The following is an 18006-nucleotide window of genomic DNA, read 5'->3' as shown; positions in this document are numbered from 1 at the left end:
AAGGAATCGAGTTTATTTTTAAAATGGAAGATCATCATCATCTTCTACAACAGGTTCGTTACTTAATTTTTGTGGTTCAGAGGGTGTTACTGGTTTTTGCGCAGCAGGAGTATTTGCTGTATTTGCATTAGCTTCGCTCTCTTTTTTGATTGAAAGAAATGTAAAATCGTTACATTGAATTTCTGTAGAATACCTATCGTTGCCCTTATCGTCTGTCCATTTTCTTGTTTTCAATCGGCCTTCAATATACACCTTATCGCCTTTGCTTAAATATTTTTCGCAAATTTCGGCACCTTTATTTCTAACAACTATATTATGCCATTCGGTATTTGTAATGCGTTCGTTAGTTTGTTTGCTTACATAGGTTTCGCTTGTTGCAATAGGAAATCTACCAACACAGCCACCACCTTCAAAATAATGCATCTTAACATCATCTCCTAAGTTTCCAATAAGCATTACTTTATTTAATGTACCAGCCATAATTTATAATTTTTAGAAGCAACAAAAGTAAAGAAATATTTATTCATTTCTTTGTTTTTAAATTCCATATATATGGAGTGTTATTTTTATAGTTAAAAACGTAATGCAGCACTAAACCTTCTTTTTAAATCTAAAAAATTTTATATTTTAAAATTAATAAAAAATATGATTAAAAACACTAATCTATTATAAATTAAACGATTCTATAAAATTTCCTATTAAAATAGGAACTGCAAATTTGCGTATATCAGAAATTAAAATGCCTTTAGCAGGAAGCGTTTTAACATTAACTATCCAAAATTTAGTATATAAGTGCTGATGCGATAGCTTATGTATTATGTATTCCTTATTATATAATGAAAAATCAAAAACTTTATTTTTTAAAAGCTCGTGCTTTTCTATTAAAGTTTTAATATGCTTCTCGTTAACACTTTTATCTGTTTCTATTAAAGGGAATTGATATAAGTTTTGCCAAATCCCCTTACCTTGTCTTTGCTCTAAAACCGTTTTTCCATCTTGCGATATAAACACTAAAAAATTAAAATACTTTTTTTTGGCTTTAGCAGGTTTTATTTTAACCGGCAACTCTTCTATTTTATTACTATTAAAAGCTATACAACCAGCTTGTAAAGGACAAACAAGGCATAGCGGATTTTTAGGCTTGCATTGCCTAGCTCCAAAATCCATTATAGCCTGATTATATTCGGCAGGTTGCTTTTTATCAATTAGCTCTTGTGCCAAACCCTTAAACTCTTTTATACCTTTAGATGAGTTTATAGGTGTATCAATACCATAATAACGAGACAATACTCTATACACATTCCCATCAACAACAGCAGTAACTTTATTAAAACAAATAGATGCAATGGCACTAGCTGTATAATCGCCAACACCTTTAAGTTTTAATATATCTTTATATGTATTAGGAAAACACCCATTCAAATCATTCGCAATATACTTAGCAGAAGTATGCAAATTTCTAGCCCGCGAATAATAACCCAAGCCTTGCCAAAGTTTTAATACTTCACTTTCATTGGCATTTGCCAAATCAAAAACAGTAGGAAATTTGCTAACAAAAGCTTCATAATAAGGTAATCCTTGCTTGACTTGTGTTTGTTGCAAAATAATTTCTGATAGCCAAATATAATAAGGGTTTCGGGTTTCTCGCCAAGGCAAATCCCGCTTATTATTTGAGTACCAATACATTAAGGTTTTGTGAAATATCATAAATTCATTTAATCGAGTAAACAAAAATAAACGTTTATAATATTAAATTTTAGTGAATTAGGTTTGAAATATTGAATATTAAATGCATATATTTGCATCCCTTTTAGAATTATTAGTAACAAATAGTAACAAAAAATTATATATTAAAATGACGAAGGCTGATTTAGTAGCAAAAATTTCTGAGAAATTAGGAATTGAAAAAGGAGATGTTCAAGCAACTGTTGAAACTTTTATGGAAGAAGTAAAAACTTCTTTAGAAGGTGGAGACAATGTTTACCTAAGAGGTTTTGGTAGCTTTATAATTAAAACAAGAGCTGAGAAAACAGGAAGAAACATATCTAAAAATACAACTATAAAAATACCTGCTCATAATATCCCTGCATTTAAGCCTGCAAAAGTTTTTGTAGAAGGCGTTAAAACAAATGTAGACGTTAAATAAAAGCAACAAACAAAGTGCTGAACTTTAATTTTCAGTATTAAATCGAATTATTAATTTAAAAAAGACACTATTTATGCCAAGTGGTAAAAAACGTAAAAGACATAAGGTAGCGACACACAAACGTAAAAAACGTAGACGCGCTAACCGTCACAAGAAGAAAAAATAAATCAAAAAAGTAGTTAGATTAGCTACTTTTTTTGGTTTTACAAAAAACAAGTTCATTGAAATGAGTTCATTAATTTTTTAACACTTTTTTGGGTGTTGTTTGAACTCCACGGATTAAAATCCTGTGAAAAATAATGTTTAATCCATCCCGAATTTTATCGGGACAAAAATTAACAAAATGGATAAAGAATTGATCATTCGATCTAGTTCTAACGATGTTGATTTTGCCTTATTAAAAGATGGAAAACTTATTGAATTACAGAAAGATGAAGATAGTAACGACTTCTCTGTTGGTGATGTGTTTATAGCCAAAATAAGAAAAGCCGTTCCTGGACTAAATGCTGCATTTGTAAATGTAGGATACGAAAAAGATGCCTTTTTGCATTATCACGATTTAGGGCCAAAACTACCTTCGCTTTTAAAATTCACAAAACGTGTAAGCACAGGTAAACTAAAAGATTTTACTTTAAAAAATTTCCCATTTGAAAAAGATATTGATAAAGACGGTAAAATTACCGACGCATTAAAATCTAATCAATCGCTATTAGTACAAATTGTAAAAGAACCTATATCAACCAAAGGCCCTAGAATAAGCTCAGAGCTTTCTATAGCTGGCAGATATATTGTTTTAGTACCATTTTCTAGCAGAATTTCTATTTCTCAAAAAATAGAAGATCGCGAAGAAAAAGACCGCCTAAAACGCCTTGTAAAGAGTATTACTCCTCAAGGTTTTGGCGTTATTGTACGAACGGTAGCACAAGGCAAAAAAGTAGCAGAGCTAGATAAAGATTTACAAAATTTGCTTAGTCGTTGGACGGCAATGTGTAAAAAGCTACACAAAGCACATCATCCTACCAAAGTTTTAGGCGAAATGAATAAAGCCTCGTCAATTTTACGAGATATATTTAACGACACCTTTACAGGAATAACAGTAGACGATGAAACGCTTTATTATCAAATTAAAGATTACGTGCAAGAAATTGCACCAGAAAAAGAATCAATAGTTAAACTGTATCAGTCTAAAAATCCAATTTTCGAAAAGTTTGGAATAGAAAGACAAATAAAAACCTCGTTTGGAAAAACCGTATCTATGGCAAAAGGCGCCTATTTGGTAATAGAACATACCGAAGCCCTACACGTTATAGATGTAAACAGCGGAAACCGCTCAAACAAAGCAAACAACCAAGAGGACACAGCATTAGAAGTAAATTTAATTGCAGCTACCGAAATGGCGCGCCAACTACGCTTGCGTGATATGGGCGGCATTATAGTAGTCGATTTTATTGATATGACTAATTCTGAAAACAGGCAAAAACTCTTTAATCACCTTCGCGATGAAATGAAGGACGACAGAGCCAAACACAAAATATTGCCTCCAAGTAAATTTGGATTGATACAAATAACAAGACAACGTGTTAGACCAGAAATGAACATTAAAACCCGAGAGGAAAACCCTAACGGAGTTAATGGTACAGAGGTTGAAGCACCAATAGGATTAATACAAAAAATTAATCACGATCTTGAAAGACTAATTAAAAAAGACTATAAAAAGCTGACCTTAAACACACATCCTTTTATAGCAGCCTTTTTAACAAAAGGTGTTCCATCTATACGTTCTAAATGGTTATTAGAACACAAAAAATGGGTTAAAATTTTACCAAGAGATGCTTACACATATCTAGAATATCATTTTTTCGATAAAGATGGTAATCAAATTAAATAATAAAAAAACCCGCTACTATTATAGTTTGCGGGTTTTTTATTTTTATAAAGTCTGCTTATTATTTATTTGGGCGTTACCCAAGGGTCGGGCTATACGTTACAAGTCCTCGCACCTCCTTTGTCGGGCTGTGGGCTTTTCTCTACTATCCCTAACGCACTCAAGTTAATGCATTAAATTATTTAAAAAACTCCATAAAATGCACTTTACTCTACTCATTATGCATTTTTAACATTTTTTGTAGTAAAAAACAACACAAAAACATTAATTTTAAATAATAAACCCAAACTTAGCATAAGCCTCCCTAATTATGATACAATCTTATTTTAATGAAGATTTACAAATACTAGAAACCACGTTTTCTGGCAACATTACCGCCGCAGATATTACAGAGTATTTAATTGAATTTAAAGATAATAACGCCTACCCTAGAAAACTAAGAATTATCACAGATACTAAAGGTGCTATATTTAATTTTTCGTTTAAAGATTTAAAAACTTTTAACAGAGAAAAAAATAAATCTTTAAAAAACTATAATATTGTAATTAGCGCTATTATAATAAACAGCCCAGCTGCTGCGGCTTTAAGCACGTTATACGGAGCTATTGCCAATAATAAAAAATATAAGTTTAAAGTTTTTTCTACTCACGAAGCCGCTTTAATGTGGGTAGAATCGTTTAATTTTAACTTAGTTAATTAACTAGCAGGATTAGGCATAGACTCATGCACATTATTAATTTGCTGTAAAACTGCATCATTTAACGTTATATCTATGCTTGCTATATTTTCTTTAAGCTGCTCTAACTTTGTAGCGCCTACTATGGTACTGGTTACAAAAGGGCGTTGGTTTACAAATGCTAAACTCATTTGAGCCAAGCTCATATTATTATCTTCCGCTATTTTTAAATATTCTTTTGTGGCTTGGGTAGCTTTATCGCTACTATATCTTGCAAACCTAGGAAATAGTTTAAGCCTTGAGTTATCTTCGGCAAGGCCTTTTATATATTTTCCAGAAAGCACCCCAAAAGCCATTGGCGAATAGGCTAAAAGCCCAATATTTTCGCGTAGGGAAACCTCGGCTAAGTCGCCCTCAAAAGATCGAGTTAACATAGAGTATGCATTTTGTATGGTAGACATTCTTGGCAAATTATGGTTTTTAGACTCTTCAAGATAGCGCATAGTTCCCCATGAATTTTCGTTAGATACACCTATGTGTCTAATTCTGCCTGCTTTAATTTCAGAATCTAAACTATGTAATATTTCATTAAAGTTATCGTCCCATTTAGTATCTAATTTATAATCTCTAACTCCAAAACGGTTAGTGTCGCGTTCTGGCCAATGTAATTGGTATAAATCAATATAATCGGTTTGTAGCCTTTTAAGTTCTAAATCTATAGCTTCTTTTATAGAATTTCCTTTAAAACCTGTTTTTCGAATATGCGCTGTGTAATCGCCTGGTCCTGCTACTTTTGATGCTAAAATAACTTTGTCTCTATTATTATTTTTTTTTAGCCAGGTTCCAATAATCTCACTTGTTCGGCCGCTGGTTTCTGCTGTAGCTGGAACTGGGTAAAGTTCGGCTGTATCTATAAAATTTACTCCTTTATCTATAGCATAATCTAATTGTTCGTGGCCTTGGGCTTCGGTATTTTGGTTTCCCCAGGTCATTGAGCCTAAGCATATTTTACTAACTTTTATATTGGTATTTGGTAGTGTTGTATATTTCATGTGTTTATTTTTAAACGAAGCGTAAAGGTAAAAAACCTAGGTGTACTTTTTAACTTATAAAACTTAAATATGTGTTAATCCTACTTAAAAAAAGCCTATAAAAGACAGTATCTTTTATAGGCTTTTTTTGCGTTAGCGATTGTAGTGATAGCTTTTGGCGAGGCGCGCATCGAGCCAAAACTACAAACGTAAAGCGCGACCCTTGTGGTAACGCCCAAATTTTATTCGCTTAATAGCTTAGAAAGTTCGTCTAACTTAGGCGTTAAAATAACTTCTATTCGTCTGTTTTTAGCTTTACCTTCTTTTGTATCGTTTAATGCTACTGGTGCAAACTCACCACGACCCGCAGCTGTTAAATTTTCTGGGTTTATACTACTGTTTTGACGTAAAATATTTACTATAGCTGTAGCACGCTTGGTTGATAAGTCCCAGTTACTGGTTAAAGTACCGTTGCCTTTATAGGGTACATTATCGGTATGGCCTTCTATTAAAACGGCTATATCTGGATTTTCGCCAAGTACGGTTCCTAATTGCTTAACTGCTCTTGTGCCTTCTGATCCTACGGCCCAGCTTCCTGAGTTAAATAATAATTTATTTTCCATAGATACGTACACTTTTCCGTCGCGTTGCTCTACGGTTAAGCCTTTACCCTCGAAATCTGTTAAGGCTCTTGATATGGCGTTTTTTAGCGCTGTCATGGCAGCATCTTTAGAGGCTATTACTTGCTCTAATTCGGCCACTCGGTTAGAGCGATTTTCTAGTTCTTTTTTAAGTTTTTCTAAACGTGCGTTTTCGGCTGCTAAAGCTTGTTCTTTAGCTTCAAGCTGCGCTAATAATTCTCTGTTTTTTTTAGAATTTGCGGCTATGGCTGCCGAGCTATTTTTTTCTAAAGCATTGTAAGATGCTTTTAAGTTTTCTAAATTTGATTGAGCGGCATTATACTCGGTTTGTAATTTATCGCGCTGAGCAATTGCCTCGTTGTAAGCAGATTGCAATTGTTTTAGTTCGTTTTCGGCTGCTGTTTTAGCGCTTAATAACGCATCGTTATTACTTGATAGTTTTTTGTTTTCCTTTTTTAAATCGGCATACTTTGCTTCTAGCTCTTTATACACTTTGGGCGATACGCATGATGCTAAAACAACTAATGTTAAAACTGTAAAAACGCTTTTTTTAATCATGTTATTTGGGTTATGGTTATTTATTTTCTATGTCTACCAAAATAGGACAATGGTCGCTATGTACGGCTTCGGTAAGTATAACGGCTCTTTTTATGTTTTCTTGTAAGGGTTGCGAAACCATTGTATAATCTAATCGCCAGCCTTTATTATTGGCGCGCGCATTGGCACGATAACTCCACCAACTATATTGCTGTAAATCTGGATTTACAAACCTAAAAGCATCTATAAATCCGCTATTTATAAAATTTCCAATCCATTGGCGTTCTATGGGTAAAAATCCAGAAACGCCTTTCATTTTAGGGTTGTGTATATCTATTTCTTCATGGCAAATATTATAATCGCCACAAACTATTAGGTTGGGAATATCCTTTTTAAGTGTATTTATGTAATCTTGAAACAGATCCATATACTCTAATTTATGGTTAAGTCTTGCATCGTTTGTTCCAGATGGTAAATACAAACTCATTACTGAAACGTTATTAAAATCGGCACGTATATTTCTACCTTCGAAATCCATAGAATCAATTCCTGTGCCAAACTCGACATGGTTAGGTTTTATTTTACTTAAAATAGCAACGCCACTATATCCTTTTTTTTGAGCGCTAAACCAATAATTGTATTTATATCCAGCCTCTTCAAAAAGACTTAAATCTAATTGTTCTTTCATGGCTTTAATTTCTTGTAGGCAAACCACATCTGGGTTGGCTGCTTTTAGCCAATCTATAAAACCTTTATTAATTGCTGCACGAATACCGTTTACGTTATAGGATATAATTTTCATAATTTACAGATACGTTTTAAAAACCCTAATATATAATTTGGGATAGATTTATTAGTTGTAAGATTTAAATCTAATTTTAGCTAAAATAAATAATGCGTTACTTTTACACTATTAAATTAAGTGAGATTTAACTAATTTTTTATTTTGTTATAAATGGCTTTATAAAAATAAATAGACTCGCTATAATATTTTAAACCATTTATAGTTTAAGTGTCTAATGAGGTTTTGTTTAAGCATTTTATTGGGTTTTATTGGGTTTTGTGGATTCTCGCAAAATCTAAACTCAAACTATAAAACAAAAAAGGTTGCTGTAAGTAACATTATTAAAATTGATAGTGTTAGTATTAATTCTAACTTTTTTTCTATTAGAAATAATAATAATTCTGTTATTGATACTTCTTATTATACTGTTAATTTTCCTAAAGCTATTTTAACTTTAAAAAAGCCTATAAAAACAGATTCTATAATTATTAACTATTTAAAATTTCCAGAATTTTTAACCCAAACCTACAAATTACTTGATGAAAATATTATTACCAATAACTCTACTAATAACACCACTCTATACAAGCTAACTCAATCTAACAAAAATAATGATTTTATGCCTTTTGATGGGTTAACCACCTCTGGAAGTATATCGCGTGGAGTTACTGTTGGTAATAATCAAAATTCGGTTTTAAATAGCGAATTAGATTTGCAAATTACAGGAAAATTAAACGATAAAGTTTCGCTTAGAGCCTCTATTCAAGATGCAAATATACCATTACAAGAAAGTGGCTATAGCCAACGTTTGGATGAATTTGATCAAGTTTTTATAGAACTATTTAGCAACCGCTGGAATGTACGTGCTGGCGATATCGATTTAGTAAACAACAACTCTTATTTTGCAAACTTTTCAAAACGTGTACAAGGGCTAAATATTAACTTAAATTTGGGTAATACAGACAATAACACCCATTTATTTGCCGCTGGCGCCATTGTAAGAGGGCAGTTTACAACCAGCCAATTTACAGCTCAAGAAGGTAATCAAGGTCCATACAAGCTTCAAGGTAATAATGGCGAATTATTTGTATTAATTGTTTCTGGTAGCGAAACCGTTTATGTTAATGGAATACCACTTAAACGTGGCGAAAACGAAGATTATATTATTGATTATAATGCTGGAGAAATAATTTTTAACGCTACTTACCCTATAACTTCTGAAATGCGAATAACTGTCGACTATCAATTTAGCGATAGAAATTACTCGCGGTTTGTTGCTTACGGAGGAGGAAACTACAAAAGCGATAAGCTTAAAATAGGTATGTCTGTATATTCTGAAAATGATGCTAAAAACCAACCTTTACAACAAAACCTATCTGAAGAACAAGTTACAATTTTAGCAAATGCTGGTGATGATACATCGCTTATGGTATCGCCTTCTGAGATTAGAGACGAACCTAATGACAATAGAATTTTATACAAAAAAACCTTATTTGGTACCGTAGAAGCTTTCGAGTTTTCTAACGATCCGGAGGAAGAATTATATCGTGTAACCTTCTCGTTGGTTGGCGACAATCAAGGAGATTATGCGTTAAGCAACATAAACGCCATAAATAATATTTACGAATATGTTGGTGTAAACCAAGGGAATTATGCACCTATTGTTAAGCTTGTTGCCCCAACAAAATTACAAATTGCTGTATTAAATGGAAGCTATAAACCTACAGAAAAAACCAATATTAATTTTGAAGCCTCGGGTAGTAAAAATGATTTAAATACCTTTTCTAATATAGATGATGCTAATAACAATGGTTTTGCTGGCAAGATAAACATAAACCAAACCCTTATAAAAAAAGATAGCCTTTGGAGTTTTGATACTTATGCAAATACCGATTATATAAGCTCTAACTACAGAAACATTGAAGGTTTATACAATCCAGAATTTAATCGCGACTGGAATTTAGACCTTAACAACACAAACGGTATTGGCCTTAATTTAGGAAACCAATGGCTTTTAAATACTGGTTTTAAATTATTTCATTATAAAAAGGGATTTGTAAATTATCAATTTGAACATCTAAATTTTTCTGATGGTTTTCATGGAAACCGACACGTAGCATTTACTAATTTAGTATTAAATAGATTTAATATTACATCAAATTCTAGTTTGCTAAAGGCTCAATCTAATTTAAACACTTCAACTTTTTTAAGGTCGTACAACCGTGTAACATATAGTATGAAAAATAGCTGGTTAGGAACAAAAATAGCCATTGAAAATAATGAGCAACGCCTTACAGCAACCCAAGAGCTTACAGATTTAAGCCAACGTTTTAACTCTTACGAGGTTTTTTTAGGGCTTGGAGACAGCACAAAAATATTTGCAGAAATAGGGTATAAAAATAGAACAAACGATAGTATTAAAGATAATAAGTTACAAAAAGTAAATACTTCTAACACTTTTTATTTAGATTCAAAACTTATTCAAAACACAAATACTAATTTGTCGTTATACGCCAATTACAGAACTCTAAAAAACACAGACAAAACTATAGATAACGAAAACTCTATAAACTCTAGACTACAATTTAACCAAAAACTATTTAAGCAAATTATACAATGGAATACTGTTTTTGAAACCAATTCTGGACAATTAGCACAACAAGATTTTACGTATGTCGAGGTTGAAGCTGGACAAGGCACATACACTTGGAATGATTATAATACAAACGGCATTCAAGAACTTGAAGAATTTGAAATTGCTCAATTTCAAGACCAAGGACGCTATATTCGAGTACTTTTGCCTAACAGGGTGTTTATAAAAACACATCAAAATAGATTAAGCCAAACCCTTACTATTAACCCAGCGCAATGGTCAGTTTCTCAAAGTAAATCTAAAACATTTTGGTCTAAATTTTACAACCAAACCAGTTATTTAATTGACAGAAAAACTAAACGCGAAGGAAATGCGTTTAACTTAAATCCTTTTAACAATAACAAAAACGACCAATTAGGTTTACAACTAAACTTTAGAAACGTTCTGTTTTTTAATAGAGGAAAACAACGCTACACAACATCGTACACATTTTTAAATAATATAACCAGAAGTGTACTTACCATTGGGTTTATAGAAAACAGACTAAAGAGTAATCAACTAAACTTTAATCATAAAATTTCCGGAAACTGGTTAGTTAACATACTCTCGGCCTTTGATAACAATGAAAGTATAAGTGAAAACTTTGCCAGTAAAAACTTTAATTTTAATGAAACGAGGCTTAATCCTAAATTATCATATTTATTTAATGAGAATTCTAGCTTTGATGTGTTTTACCAATATGCCAATAAAAACAATACTATTGGAGAAATGGAGCGTTTAAAGCAACAAAAATATGGTGTATCCTTTGCTTTAGCTAATAGCCAACAAAGCGCTATAAATGGCGAATTTAATTTTTTCTCGAATAATTATAATGGAAATGCAAATACACCAGTAGCCTACCAAATACTAGAGGGTTTACAGCCCGGAAAAAACTTTACTTGGAGTTTGTTGGCTCAAAAAAAACTTACTAAATTTTTAGATTTAAATTTAAGTTATTTAGGTAGAAAAACAGAACGTAGCAAAACCATTCATTCGGGCTCAATTCAATTAAAAGCTTATTTTTAAAAGTTGCTTGTACTATCTAAACTTTTAAAAACAGAAATAATTGTCTTTACAGCTTCGGTGTAAAATTCTGGATGAATATTTTCATAATCATCTGTTGGTTCATGGTAATCCTCATGGTCTTCAACCCCAAAATACAGAAATGGAATATCTTTTTTATGAAAGTGTGCATGATCTGAAGCATACACCCAATTATCTAACCCATCATATCCATCATGCCCTTTAGTTAGCTTTATTTTGCAAGAGTGGTTCTTACTTGAAACTAACTTTTTTAAGGTTTTATTTACAGATGTTCCTACAACGTATAATTCTTTTTTATCGCTTCGGCTTATCATATCCATATTTATATTTAAAACAATATCCATAGATGAAACGATGGAATGATTAACATAAAACTTGGCACCTTGAAGCCCCAACTCTTCACCATCAAAAGCTGCTAAAATAACCGAGTGTTTGGGCGGATGTTTTTTAAAATAATCGGCAAAGGCAAACAATGCTGCTACACCCGAAGCATTATCATCTGCGCCATTATATATTTTTCCGTTTCTAATACCTTCATGATCGTAATGTGCACTTATAACAATATACTTATTAGGAAAAGTACATCCTTTTACTAAACCTAAAACATTTACACCTTTGTAATTTTTCATTTTTTTAGTAAAAGAAAAAGGTTGTTCGAATGATTTCCCTAAGGGCTTAACTTTTAAAGAATAAAACTGATTTATAATATATTTTTTGGCTTTAATTGCACCGTATGTACCTGTTCTTCTACCTTGAAAAGCATCAGACGACAGCGATTTTACATGTTTTAACAAAGCATCTTCATCAAAAAGTGAAGAACAAGAATTAGATTCTGATTGGGCTGAAATTTCCGTTACTTGAAACGTAAAACAGAAAACTATTAATAAAAGGATTCTAAGCATAAAATTTATTAGTGACTAAATATAATTAAATTAATACACTTATCTAAATAACAAAGCCCATACCAAAAAATTGATATGGGCTTTTAAGTATTTATGTATTAAGAATTACTTAATAGTAGCTTTCATTAATTCTCTATTCATTCTTGCAATGTTATCTAGAGAAATACCTTTAGGGCACTCTACTTCGCAAGCTCCAGTATTGGTACAGTTACCAAAACCTTCTAAATCCATTTGTGCTACCATGTTTTTTACACGATCGGCAGCTTCAACTTGCCCTTGTGGTAATAACGCATATTGCGATACTTTAGCGCCTACAAATAACATGGCAGAAGAGTTTTTACAAGTTGCTACACAAGCCCCACAGCCAATACAGGTTGCGGCATCCATAGCTTCGTCTGCTGCATGTTTTGATATAGGAAGTGCATTAGCATCTTGAGTGTTTCCTGAAGTGTTTACAGAAATATAACCACCCGCTTGTTGAATACGCTCGAAAGCCATTCTGTCTACAACTAAATCTTTAATTACAGGAAATGCTGCTGCCCTAAACGGCTCAATTGTTATGGTGTCGCCATCTTTAAACATACGCATGTGTAATTGGCAGGTTGTTACGCCTCTATCAGGACCATGTGCTTCTCCGTTAATATACATAGAACACATCCCGCAAATACCTTCGCGGCAATCATGATCGAAAGCCACAGGCTCTTCGCCAGAGTTTACTAATTGCTCGTTCAAAACATCCATCATTTCAAGAAAAGACATGTGTTCTGAGATTTCAGTAACTTTATAATCGACCATTTGACCCTTAGAAGAAGCGTCTTTTTGTCTCCAAATTTTAAGTGTTAAATTCATAATGTCTGTCTTTCTTATTTGTACGAACGTTGTTTTAGTTCAATATCTTTAAATTCTAGTTGTTCTTTATGTAAAACGGCATCGGCAGGTTCGCCTTTATATTCCCATGCTGAAACGAAAGCAAAATCTTCATCATTACGTTTAGCTTCGCCTTTTTGAGGGCCGTCTAGCTCTGCAGATTCTTCTCTAAAGTGTCCTCCACAAGATTCTTCTCTGGTTAAAGCATCTTTAGCAAATAGCTCGCCAAGTTCTAAGAAATCGGCAACACGTCCTGCTTTTTCTAATTCTGGATTCATTTCGTTTAAGTTTCCTGGAACCGAAACATCTTTCCAAAACTCTTCTCGAATGGCTTTAATTTCAACCATCGCTTCTTTTAAGCCTTTTTCGTTACGCGCCATTCCTACTTTATCCCACATAACTTTTCCTAGTCGTTTATGGAAGTAGTCTACAGATTTTGTTCCTTTATTATTTATAAAGAAATTTAAACGTTCTTTAACTTCATTTTCAGCTTCATCAAACTCTTTGGTATCTGTTGGAATTTTTCCAGTACGAATATCGCCTGCCAAGTAATCACCTATTGTATATGGCAACACAAAATACCCATCGGCTAACCCTTGCATTAATGCCGATGCTCCTAGCCTGTTCGCACCATGGTCAGAGAAATTAGCTTCACCAATACAGTATAAACCAGGAACGGTTGTCATTAAGTTATAGTCAACCCAAACACCTCCCATTGTATAGTGAACTGCAGGATAAATCATCATTGGTGTTTTGTATGGATTCTCGTCTACGATTTTCTCATACATTTGGAATAAGTTTCCGTACTTGGCCTCTACAATAGCTTGTCCTAATTCGTATATTTTTGCTTCAGAAGGATTATTTATATTTTGAATTTTAGCTTGTTCTTTTCCGTAACGCTCTATAGCCGAAGCAAAATCTAAATATACTGCTTCACCTGTTGCATTTACTCCGTAACCTGCATCGCAACGTTCTTTTGCTGCTCTAGATGCCACATCACGAGGTACTAAGTTACCAAAAGCAGGGTAACGACGCTCTAAATAATAATCGCGTTCGTCTTCAGATAAATCGGTAGGTTTTTTACGACCTTCTCGAATGGCTTTAACATCGTCCATACTTTTTGGCACCCAAATACGACCATCGTTACGTAAAGATTCTGACATTAACGTTAATTTAGACTGATAATCTCCAGAACGTGGTATACATGTTGGATGAATTTGTGTATAACATGGGTTTGCAAAATACGCTCCTTTTTTATGTATTTTCCAGCTTGCTGAAACGTTAGATCCCATAGCATTTGTGGATAAGAAGAATACATTTCCGTATCCTCCAGAAGCCACAACTACGGCATGAGCAGAATGACGCTCTATTTCGCCTGTTATTAAGTTTCTAGCTATAATACCTCTTGCTTTTCCGTCAACCTTTACAACATCAAGCATTTCATGACGGTTAAACATTTCTATTTTACCGCGGGCAATTTGACGGTTCATAGCAGAATAAGCTCCTAATAATAATTGTTGCCCTGTTTGCCCTTTAGCGTAAAATGTTCTTGACACTAATACACCACCAAACGAACGGTTATCTAATAACCCACCATAATCTCTAGCAAAAGGAACTCCTTGAGCCACACATTGGTCAATTATATTTGCAGATACTTCGGCTAAACGATATACGTTAGCTTCGCGCGAACGGTAATCGCCCCCTTTTACAGTATCGTAAAACAACCTGTAAGTTGAATCGCCATCGCCTTGATAGTTTTTAGCAGCATTAATTCCTCCTTGAGCAGCAATAGAGTGTGCACGACGTGGAGAATCTTGATAAGCAAACGCTTTTACGTTATAACCTAATTCTGCTAAAGTTGCAGCGGCAGATCCACCGGCTAAACCAGTTCCAACAACAATAACATCTATATGTCGTTTATTTGCAGGGTTTACTAAGTCTATTTTATTTTTATAATCTGTCCATTTATCTTGAATTGGACCTTTTGGTACTTTTGAATCTAAAGCCATACTATTTAAGATTAATGGTTATTTAATAAATGATGAAATAATGCAATTATTACAAAGCCTAAAGGCACTATAACTGAATATGCTTTTCCTAAAGTTTGTAAATTCTTTTTACGCCCTGCTGTTGAACCCATAGATTGAAAAGCAGATGTAAATCCGTGTGCTAAATGCAATCCTAAAAGAATAAATGAGATTACATATGCTACTACTCTTACAGGGTTTTGAAATTTTTCTACCAACTCATGGTAATACCTAAACTCGCCATTATGCAGTCCAGATACATCGCCTAAAATATACTTTGTATTTATTTCTGGAATCCAAAAATCGATAAAGTGTAACACAATAAAAGCTAAAATTACTAGCCCACTATAAATCATGTTTCTACTAGACCATGAAGAGTTTGCTGCACCGTTATTTTTGGCATAAGAAACACCGTTAGCTTTTTTGTTTTTAAGCTCCAGAATAAACCCCATAACAAAATGAAATACAACAGCAAAAATTAATACTGGTTGTAAAGCAAATTGAACAAGTGGGTTTGTACCCATAAAATGTGATACTTCATTAAATGCATCTGGACTAAAAACAGATAACATATTTATGAATAAATGCTGAAGTAAGAAAAACATAAGGAAGAATGCAGAAAGCGCCATGGCTACTTTTCTTCCAATCGAAGATTTAAAAAATCCGCCCATTATTTAGAAGTTGTTTTTTTGGTTTTAACAAAGATAACTATGGGTACATTCTTAGGCAAATAACAACTGGTATGTTTTTATTATTTAGAATGATTTTAAGAAACTAAAAACTCCTGTTTAACAGATAGTAATTTTAACACAAAAAAGGCAGAGATGTTATCTCTACCTTTTTTGATAAGTAGCTTTAAATTTTACTTTATTCTACTAAAAGTTTTTTAGTTATAGTATCTTTTCCAGAATAAATATTTACAAAATACATACCTTTAGACGCCTTATTTAAATTAATGGTTTTTGTACCTGATGTGTTAGACACATCAACATCTATGATTAATCGTCCGCTTACATCAAAAACAACAACCCTATCTATTGGGTTATAAGAACTGTTTTTAATAAATAATTCTTGTTTTGCTGGATTAGGAAATATAACTACCCCGTTTTCAAAACTAACATCTTTTACATTTAAATTACAATCTCCATCATAATTAGTCATAAGCGGTTTAACTGGCATACCACACACTTGATTGGTTGTGCTTCTAGCATGCACATCGTTTGCTCCTGCAATACTATTAGCGTCTAAAACAGTATTAATTTCTTCATCTGAAACAGCATAATGCATCACGTTATTTGTATTAATAACATGCCCTAATTGGTGCCCGTGCCCTAATTCATGTAATGCTACGGTTTCAAAATCGAACTGACCATCAACAATACCTCCTGTACCAAAATACCAGTTAGTTCCATCATTAAATACAATATCAATATCTGAAACCCAAAGAATTACCTCGCCAGAACATAAACGCCCTGAATACCATGATGTACAACGACCCAAAACACCTGCGGGCAACTCGGCTCCATTATCAAATCTTATTACATTTACACCATCGGCTTCCAACTCTCCATCTGCAGGAGCTTCGTCTAAGCCAATAACATCTACAGTTGTAGCATTGGTGCTAATTTCCCAATTAACTTTAGTTTCGCATCGCCAGCTTTCAAAAGCTCTTTCAAAGGCAGCTCGGGCTCCTGGATGTTCGGTATCTGCATGAAAATCTGTTTGCATTTCCCAAGTATATCCACCTTCAAAACCAGATGCCGGGCTATCGGTATTATCGCCATAATGTTGGGTTTGAAATGCCTGTAAACCTGCTCCAACATCTGTCTCTACATTTTGCTGTGCATAAGTTATAGTTATGCTTGTAGCAGACTCTACAGTACTATTATTGTCGTGCGTTATTCTAATTTTTCCTGTTCCAGCTAAATAAGGAACTTCTACAGTAATTTGAGTATTACTCCAAGTTAATACCTGAGAATCTAGGGCATCGACATAATCTGGATTACCGCCAGACATACCACCCGAATCTGGGTTTGCAAATCCTACTTTTCCTTTAACTGCTCCAAAGTCTGTACCATTAATAGTTATTACAGATCCCGTACCTGCTGTTGTTGTGGTTGGAGAAAAGTTAGTAATTCCTAAAGCCAACAAACCGCTACTTTTATTTAATTGCTGTTGTTCTGTATAAACATCAAAATCTGAAACTTTTGTGTAATTTGTGTTTGTGTAACTCATAATCTCATTATAAAATGAAGATTGCACTCCTTTTTTTCTATTAAAAGGATTAAAAGCTACATTATGCTTTACATTATATTTATAAAAACCTTGCAAACTACTATACGCTTGATAGGCTTTATGTTTTATTTTGCTTTTTTGCCCCGAAACCACTTTACTATCATACAATGTAAACACCCCAACATCGCCTTTTCTTAGTTTTAAAGTGTTAGATGCTATCATGGCATCTAGCCCAACACTACCACCCAAAGTTATTACATCTATAGTTTCTGCAACATGACCTTTAAATGCTTTATAAACCTTAACAGTATTGGCTGTATAAATAAGTTTGCGCTCTACATCCCAAAACGATTTACTATCAACTACCTCTCCTTCAACAACCAAACTGGAACTATCAATTTGCTCTTTAAGAGAAATTTTCTTTAACGAAACTTGTGCAGATGCTAGAAACAGCCCTATAAAAAAAACTAATGCTGTTAAAATGAGTTTTAATGGTAATTTTAAAGTCATATTCATTATTTTTTAATAAAAATTAAAACGAGGGATTATCAAATATAGCAAATTAAAATCTACTTTTTATTTATACTTTTACATCTGTT

14 protein-coding genes are annotated in these 18006 nt (G+C 33.2%); 4 read left to right on the top strand and 10 right to left on the bottom strand.

All coding sequences use genetic code 11. From position 1 onward, the window contains the following. Nucleotides 1-18: 18 nt before the first annotated feature. Together ACNG5D_RS01490 and mutY are read right to left on the bottom strand one after the other, a co-directional pair. A complete protein-coding gene (locus ACNG5D_RS01490) occupies nucleotides 19-480 on the bottom strand; it encodes a single-stranded DNA-binding protein (protein WP_418181726.1) in 462 nt (153 codons plus the stop codon). Between the two features lie 186 nt (nucleotides 481-666). Further along, on the bottom strand, nucleotides 667-1707 hold the full coding sequence (gene mutY / locus ACNG5D_RS01485) for an A/G-specific adenine glycosylase (RefSeq protein WP_418181725.1): 1041 nt from the start codon (nucleotides 1705-1707) through the stop codon (nucleotides 667-669). Nucleotides 1708-1855: 148 nt separating this feature from the next. Here mutY and ACNG5D_RS01480 point away from each other — a divergent pair, with 148 nt between their 5' ends. The 3 genes from ACNG5D_RS01480 to ACNG5D_RS01470 all read left to right on the top strand — a co-directional run bounded on the left by ACNG5D_RS01480 (nucleotide 1856) and on the right by ACNG5D_RS01470 (nucleotide 4731). After that, nucleotides 1856-2146 (top strand): HU family DNA-binding protein, encoded by a 291-nt coding sequence (locus ACNG5D_RS01480; protein WP_055442767.1) that lies wholly within the window; start codon nucleotides 1856-1858, stop codon nucleotides 2144-2146. A gap of 343 nt (nucleotides 2147-2489) precedes the next feature. Beyond that, nucleotides 2490-4034 (top strand): Rne/Rng family ribonuclease, encoded by a 1545-nt coding sequence (locus tag ACNG5D_RS01475; protein ID WP_418181724.1) that lies wholly within the window; start codon nucleotides 2490-2492, stop codon nucleotides 4032-4034. A gap of 307 nt (nucleotides 4035-4341) precedes the next feature. Then, complete coding sequence (locus ACNG5D_RS01470; RefSeq protein ID WP_418181723.1) at nucleotides 4342-4731, top strand: hypothetical protein; 390 nt, start codon at nucleotides 4342-4344, stop codon at nucleotides 4729-4731. On the opposite strand, the gene ACNG5D_RS01465 is transcribed toward ACNG5D_RS01470, so the two are convergent. The 3 genes from ACNG5D_RS01465 to ACNG5D_RS01455 form a co-directional block, all read right to left on the bottom strand. Continuing rightward, nucleotides 4728-5759, bottom strand: coding sequence for an aldo/keto reductase (locus ACNG5D_RS01465; RefSeq protein WP_418181722.1), 1032 nt, complete (start codon nucleotides 5757-5759; stop codon nucleotides 4728-4730). The genes ACNG5D_RS01470 and ACNG5D_RS01465 overlap by 4 nt on opposite strands. Nucleotides 5760-5980: 221 nt before the next feature. Further along, entirely contained in the window at nucleotides 5981-6937 is a 957-nt protein-coding gene (locus ACNG5D_RS01460) for an OmpA family protein (RefSeq protein ID WP_418181721.1), read from the bottom strand. A 16-nt stretch (nucleotides 6938-6953) separates the two neighbouring features. Further along, complete coding sequence (locus ACNG5D_RS01455) at nucleotides 6954-7718, bottom strand: exodeoxyribonuclease III (protein WP_418181720.1); 765 nt, start codon at nucleotides 7716-7718, stop codon at nucleotides 6954-6956. Nucleotides 7719-7935: 217 nt separating this feature from the next. On the opposite strand from ACNG5D_RS01455, the gene ACNG5D_RS01450 reads away from it, so the two are divergent. Then, a complete protein-coding gene (locus tag ACNG5D_RS01450) occupies nucleotides 7936-11358 on the top strand; it encodes a hypothetical protein (RefSeq protein WP_418181719.1) in 3423 nt (1140 codons plus the stop codon). Here ACNG5D_RS01450 and ACNG5D_RS01445 read toward each other — a convergent pair. The 5 genes from ACNG5D_RS01445 to ACNG5D_RS01425 all read right to left on the bottom strand — a co-directional run bounded on the left by ACNG5D_RS01445 (nucleotide 11355) and on the right by ACNG5D_RS01425 (nucleotide 17917). Beyond that, nucleotides 11355-12278 carry a M28 family peptidase gene (locus ACNG5D_RS01445; protein WP_418181718.1) on the bottom strand — a complete coding sequence of 308 codons (924 nt, stop codon included), beginning with the start codon at nucleotides 12276-12278 and terminating at the stop codon, nucleotides 11355-11357. The two genes, ACNG5D_RS01450 and ACNG5D_RS01445, sit on opposite strands and share 4 nt — an antisense overlap. A 105-nt stretch (nucleotides 12279-12383) precedes the next feature. Then, entirely contained in the window at nucleotides 12384-13127 is a 744-nt protein-coding gene (locus tag ACNG5D_RS01440; protein ID WP_418181717.1) for a succinate dehydrogenase/fumarate reductase iron-sulfur subunit, read from the bottom strand. 14 nt (nucleotides 13128-13141) lie between these two features. Further along, a complete protein-coding gene (locus ACNG5D_RS01435; protein WP_418181716.1) occupies nucleotides 13142-15154 on the bottom strand; it encodes a fumarate reductase/succinate dehydrogenase flavoprotein subunit in 2013 nt (670 codons plus the stop codon). Between the two features lie 11 nt (nucleotides 15155-15165). Then, the gene (locus ACNG5D_RS01430) at nucleotides 15166-15843 is read right to left on the bottom strand and encodes a succinate dehydrogenase cytochrome b subunit (RefSeq protein ID WP_418181715.1); all 678 of its coding nucleotides are present in this window, start codon (nucleotides 15841-15843) and stop codon (nucleotides 15166-15168) included. A 196-nt stretch (nucleotides 15844-16039) separates the two neighbouring features. Further along, on the bottom strand, nucleotides 16040-17917 hold the full coding sequence (locus ACNG5D_RS01425) for a T9SS type A sorting domain-containing protein (RefSeq protein WP_418181714.1): 1878 nt from the start codon (nucleotides 17915-17917) through the stop codon (nucleotides 16040-16042). Between the last annotated feature and the right edge of the window lie 89 nt (nucleotides 17918-18006).

The sequence above is a fragment of the Algibacter ulvanivorans genome (genome assembly GCF_048381495.1).
Lineage (GTDB): Bacteria > Bacteroidota > Bacteroidia > Flavobacteriales > Flavobacteriaceae > Algibacter_B > Algibacter_B ulvanivorans.
The sequence above is the reverse complement of the archived record's forward strand: the minus strand, read 5'-3'. Positions and strand labels throughout refer to the sequence as shown.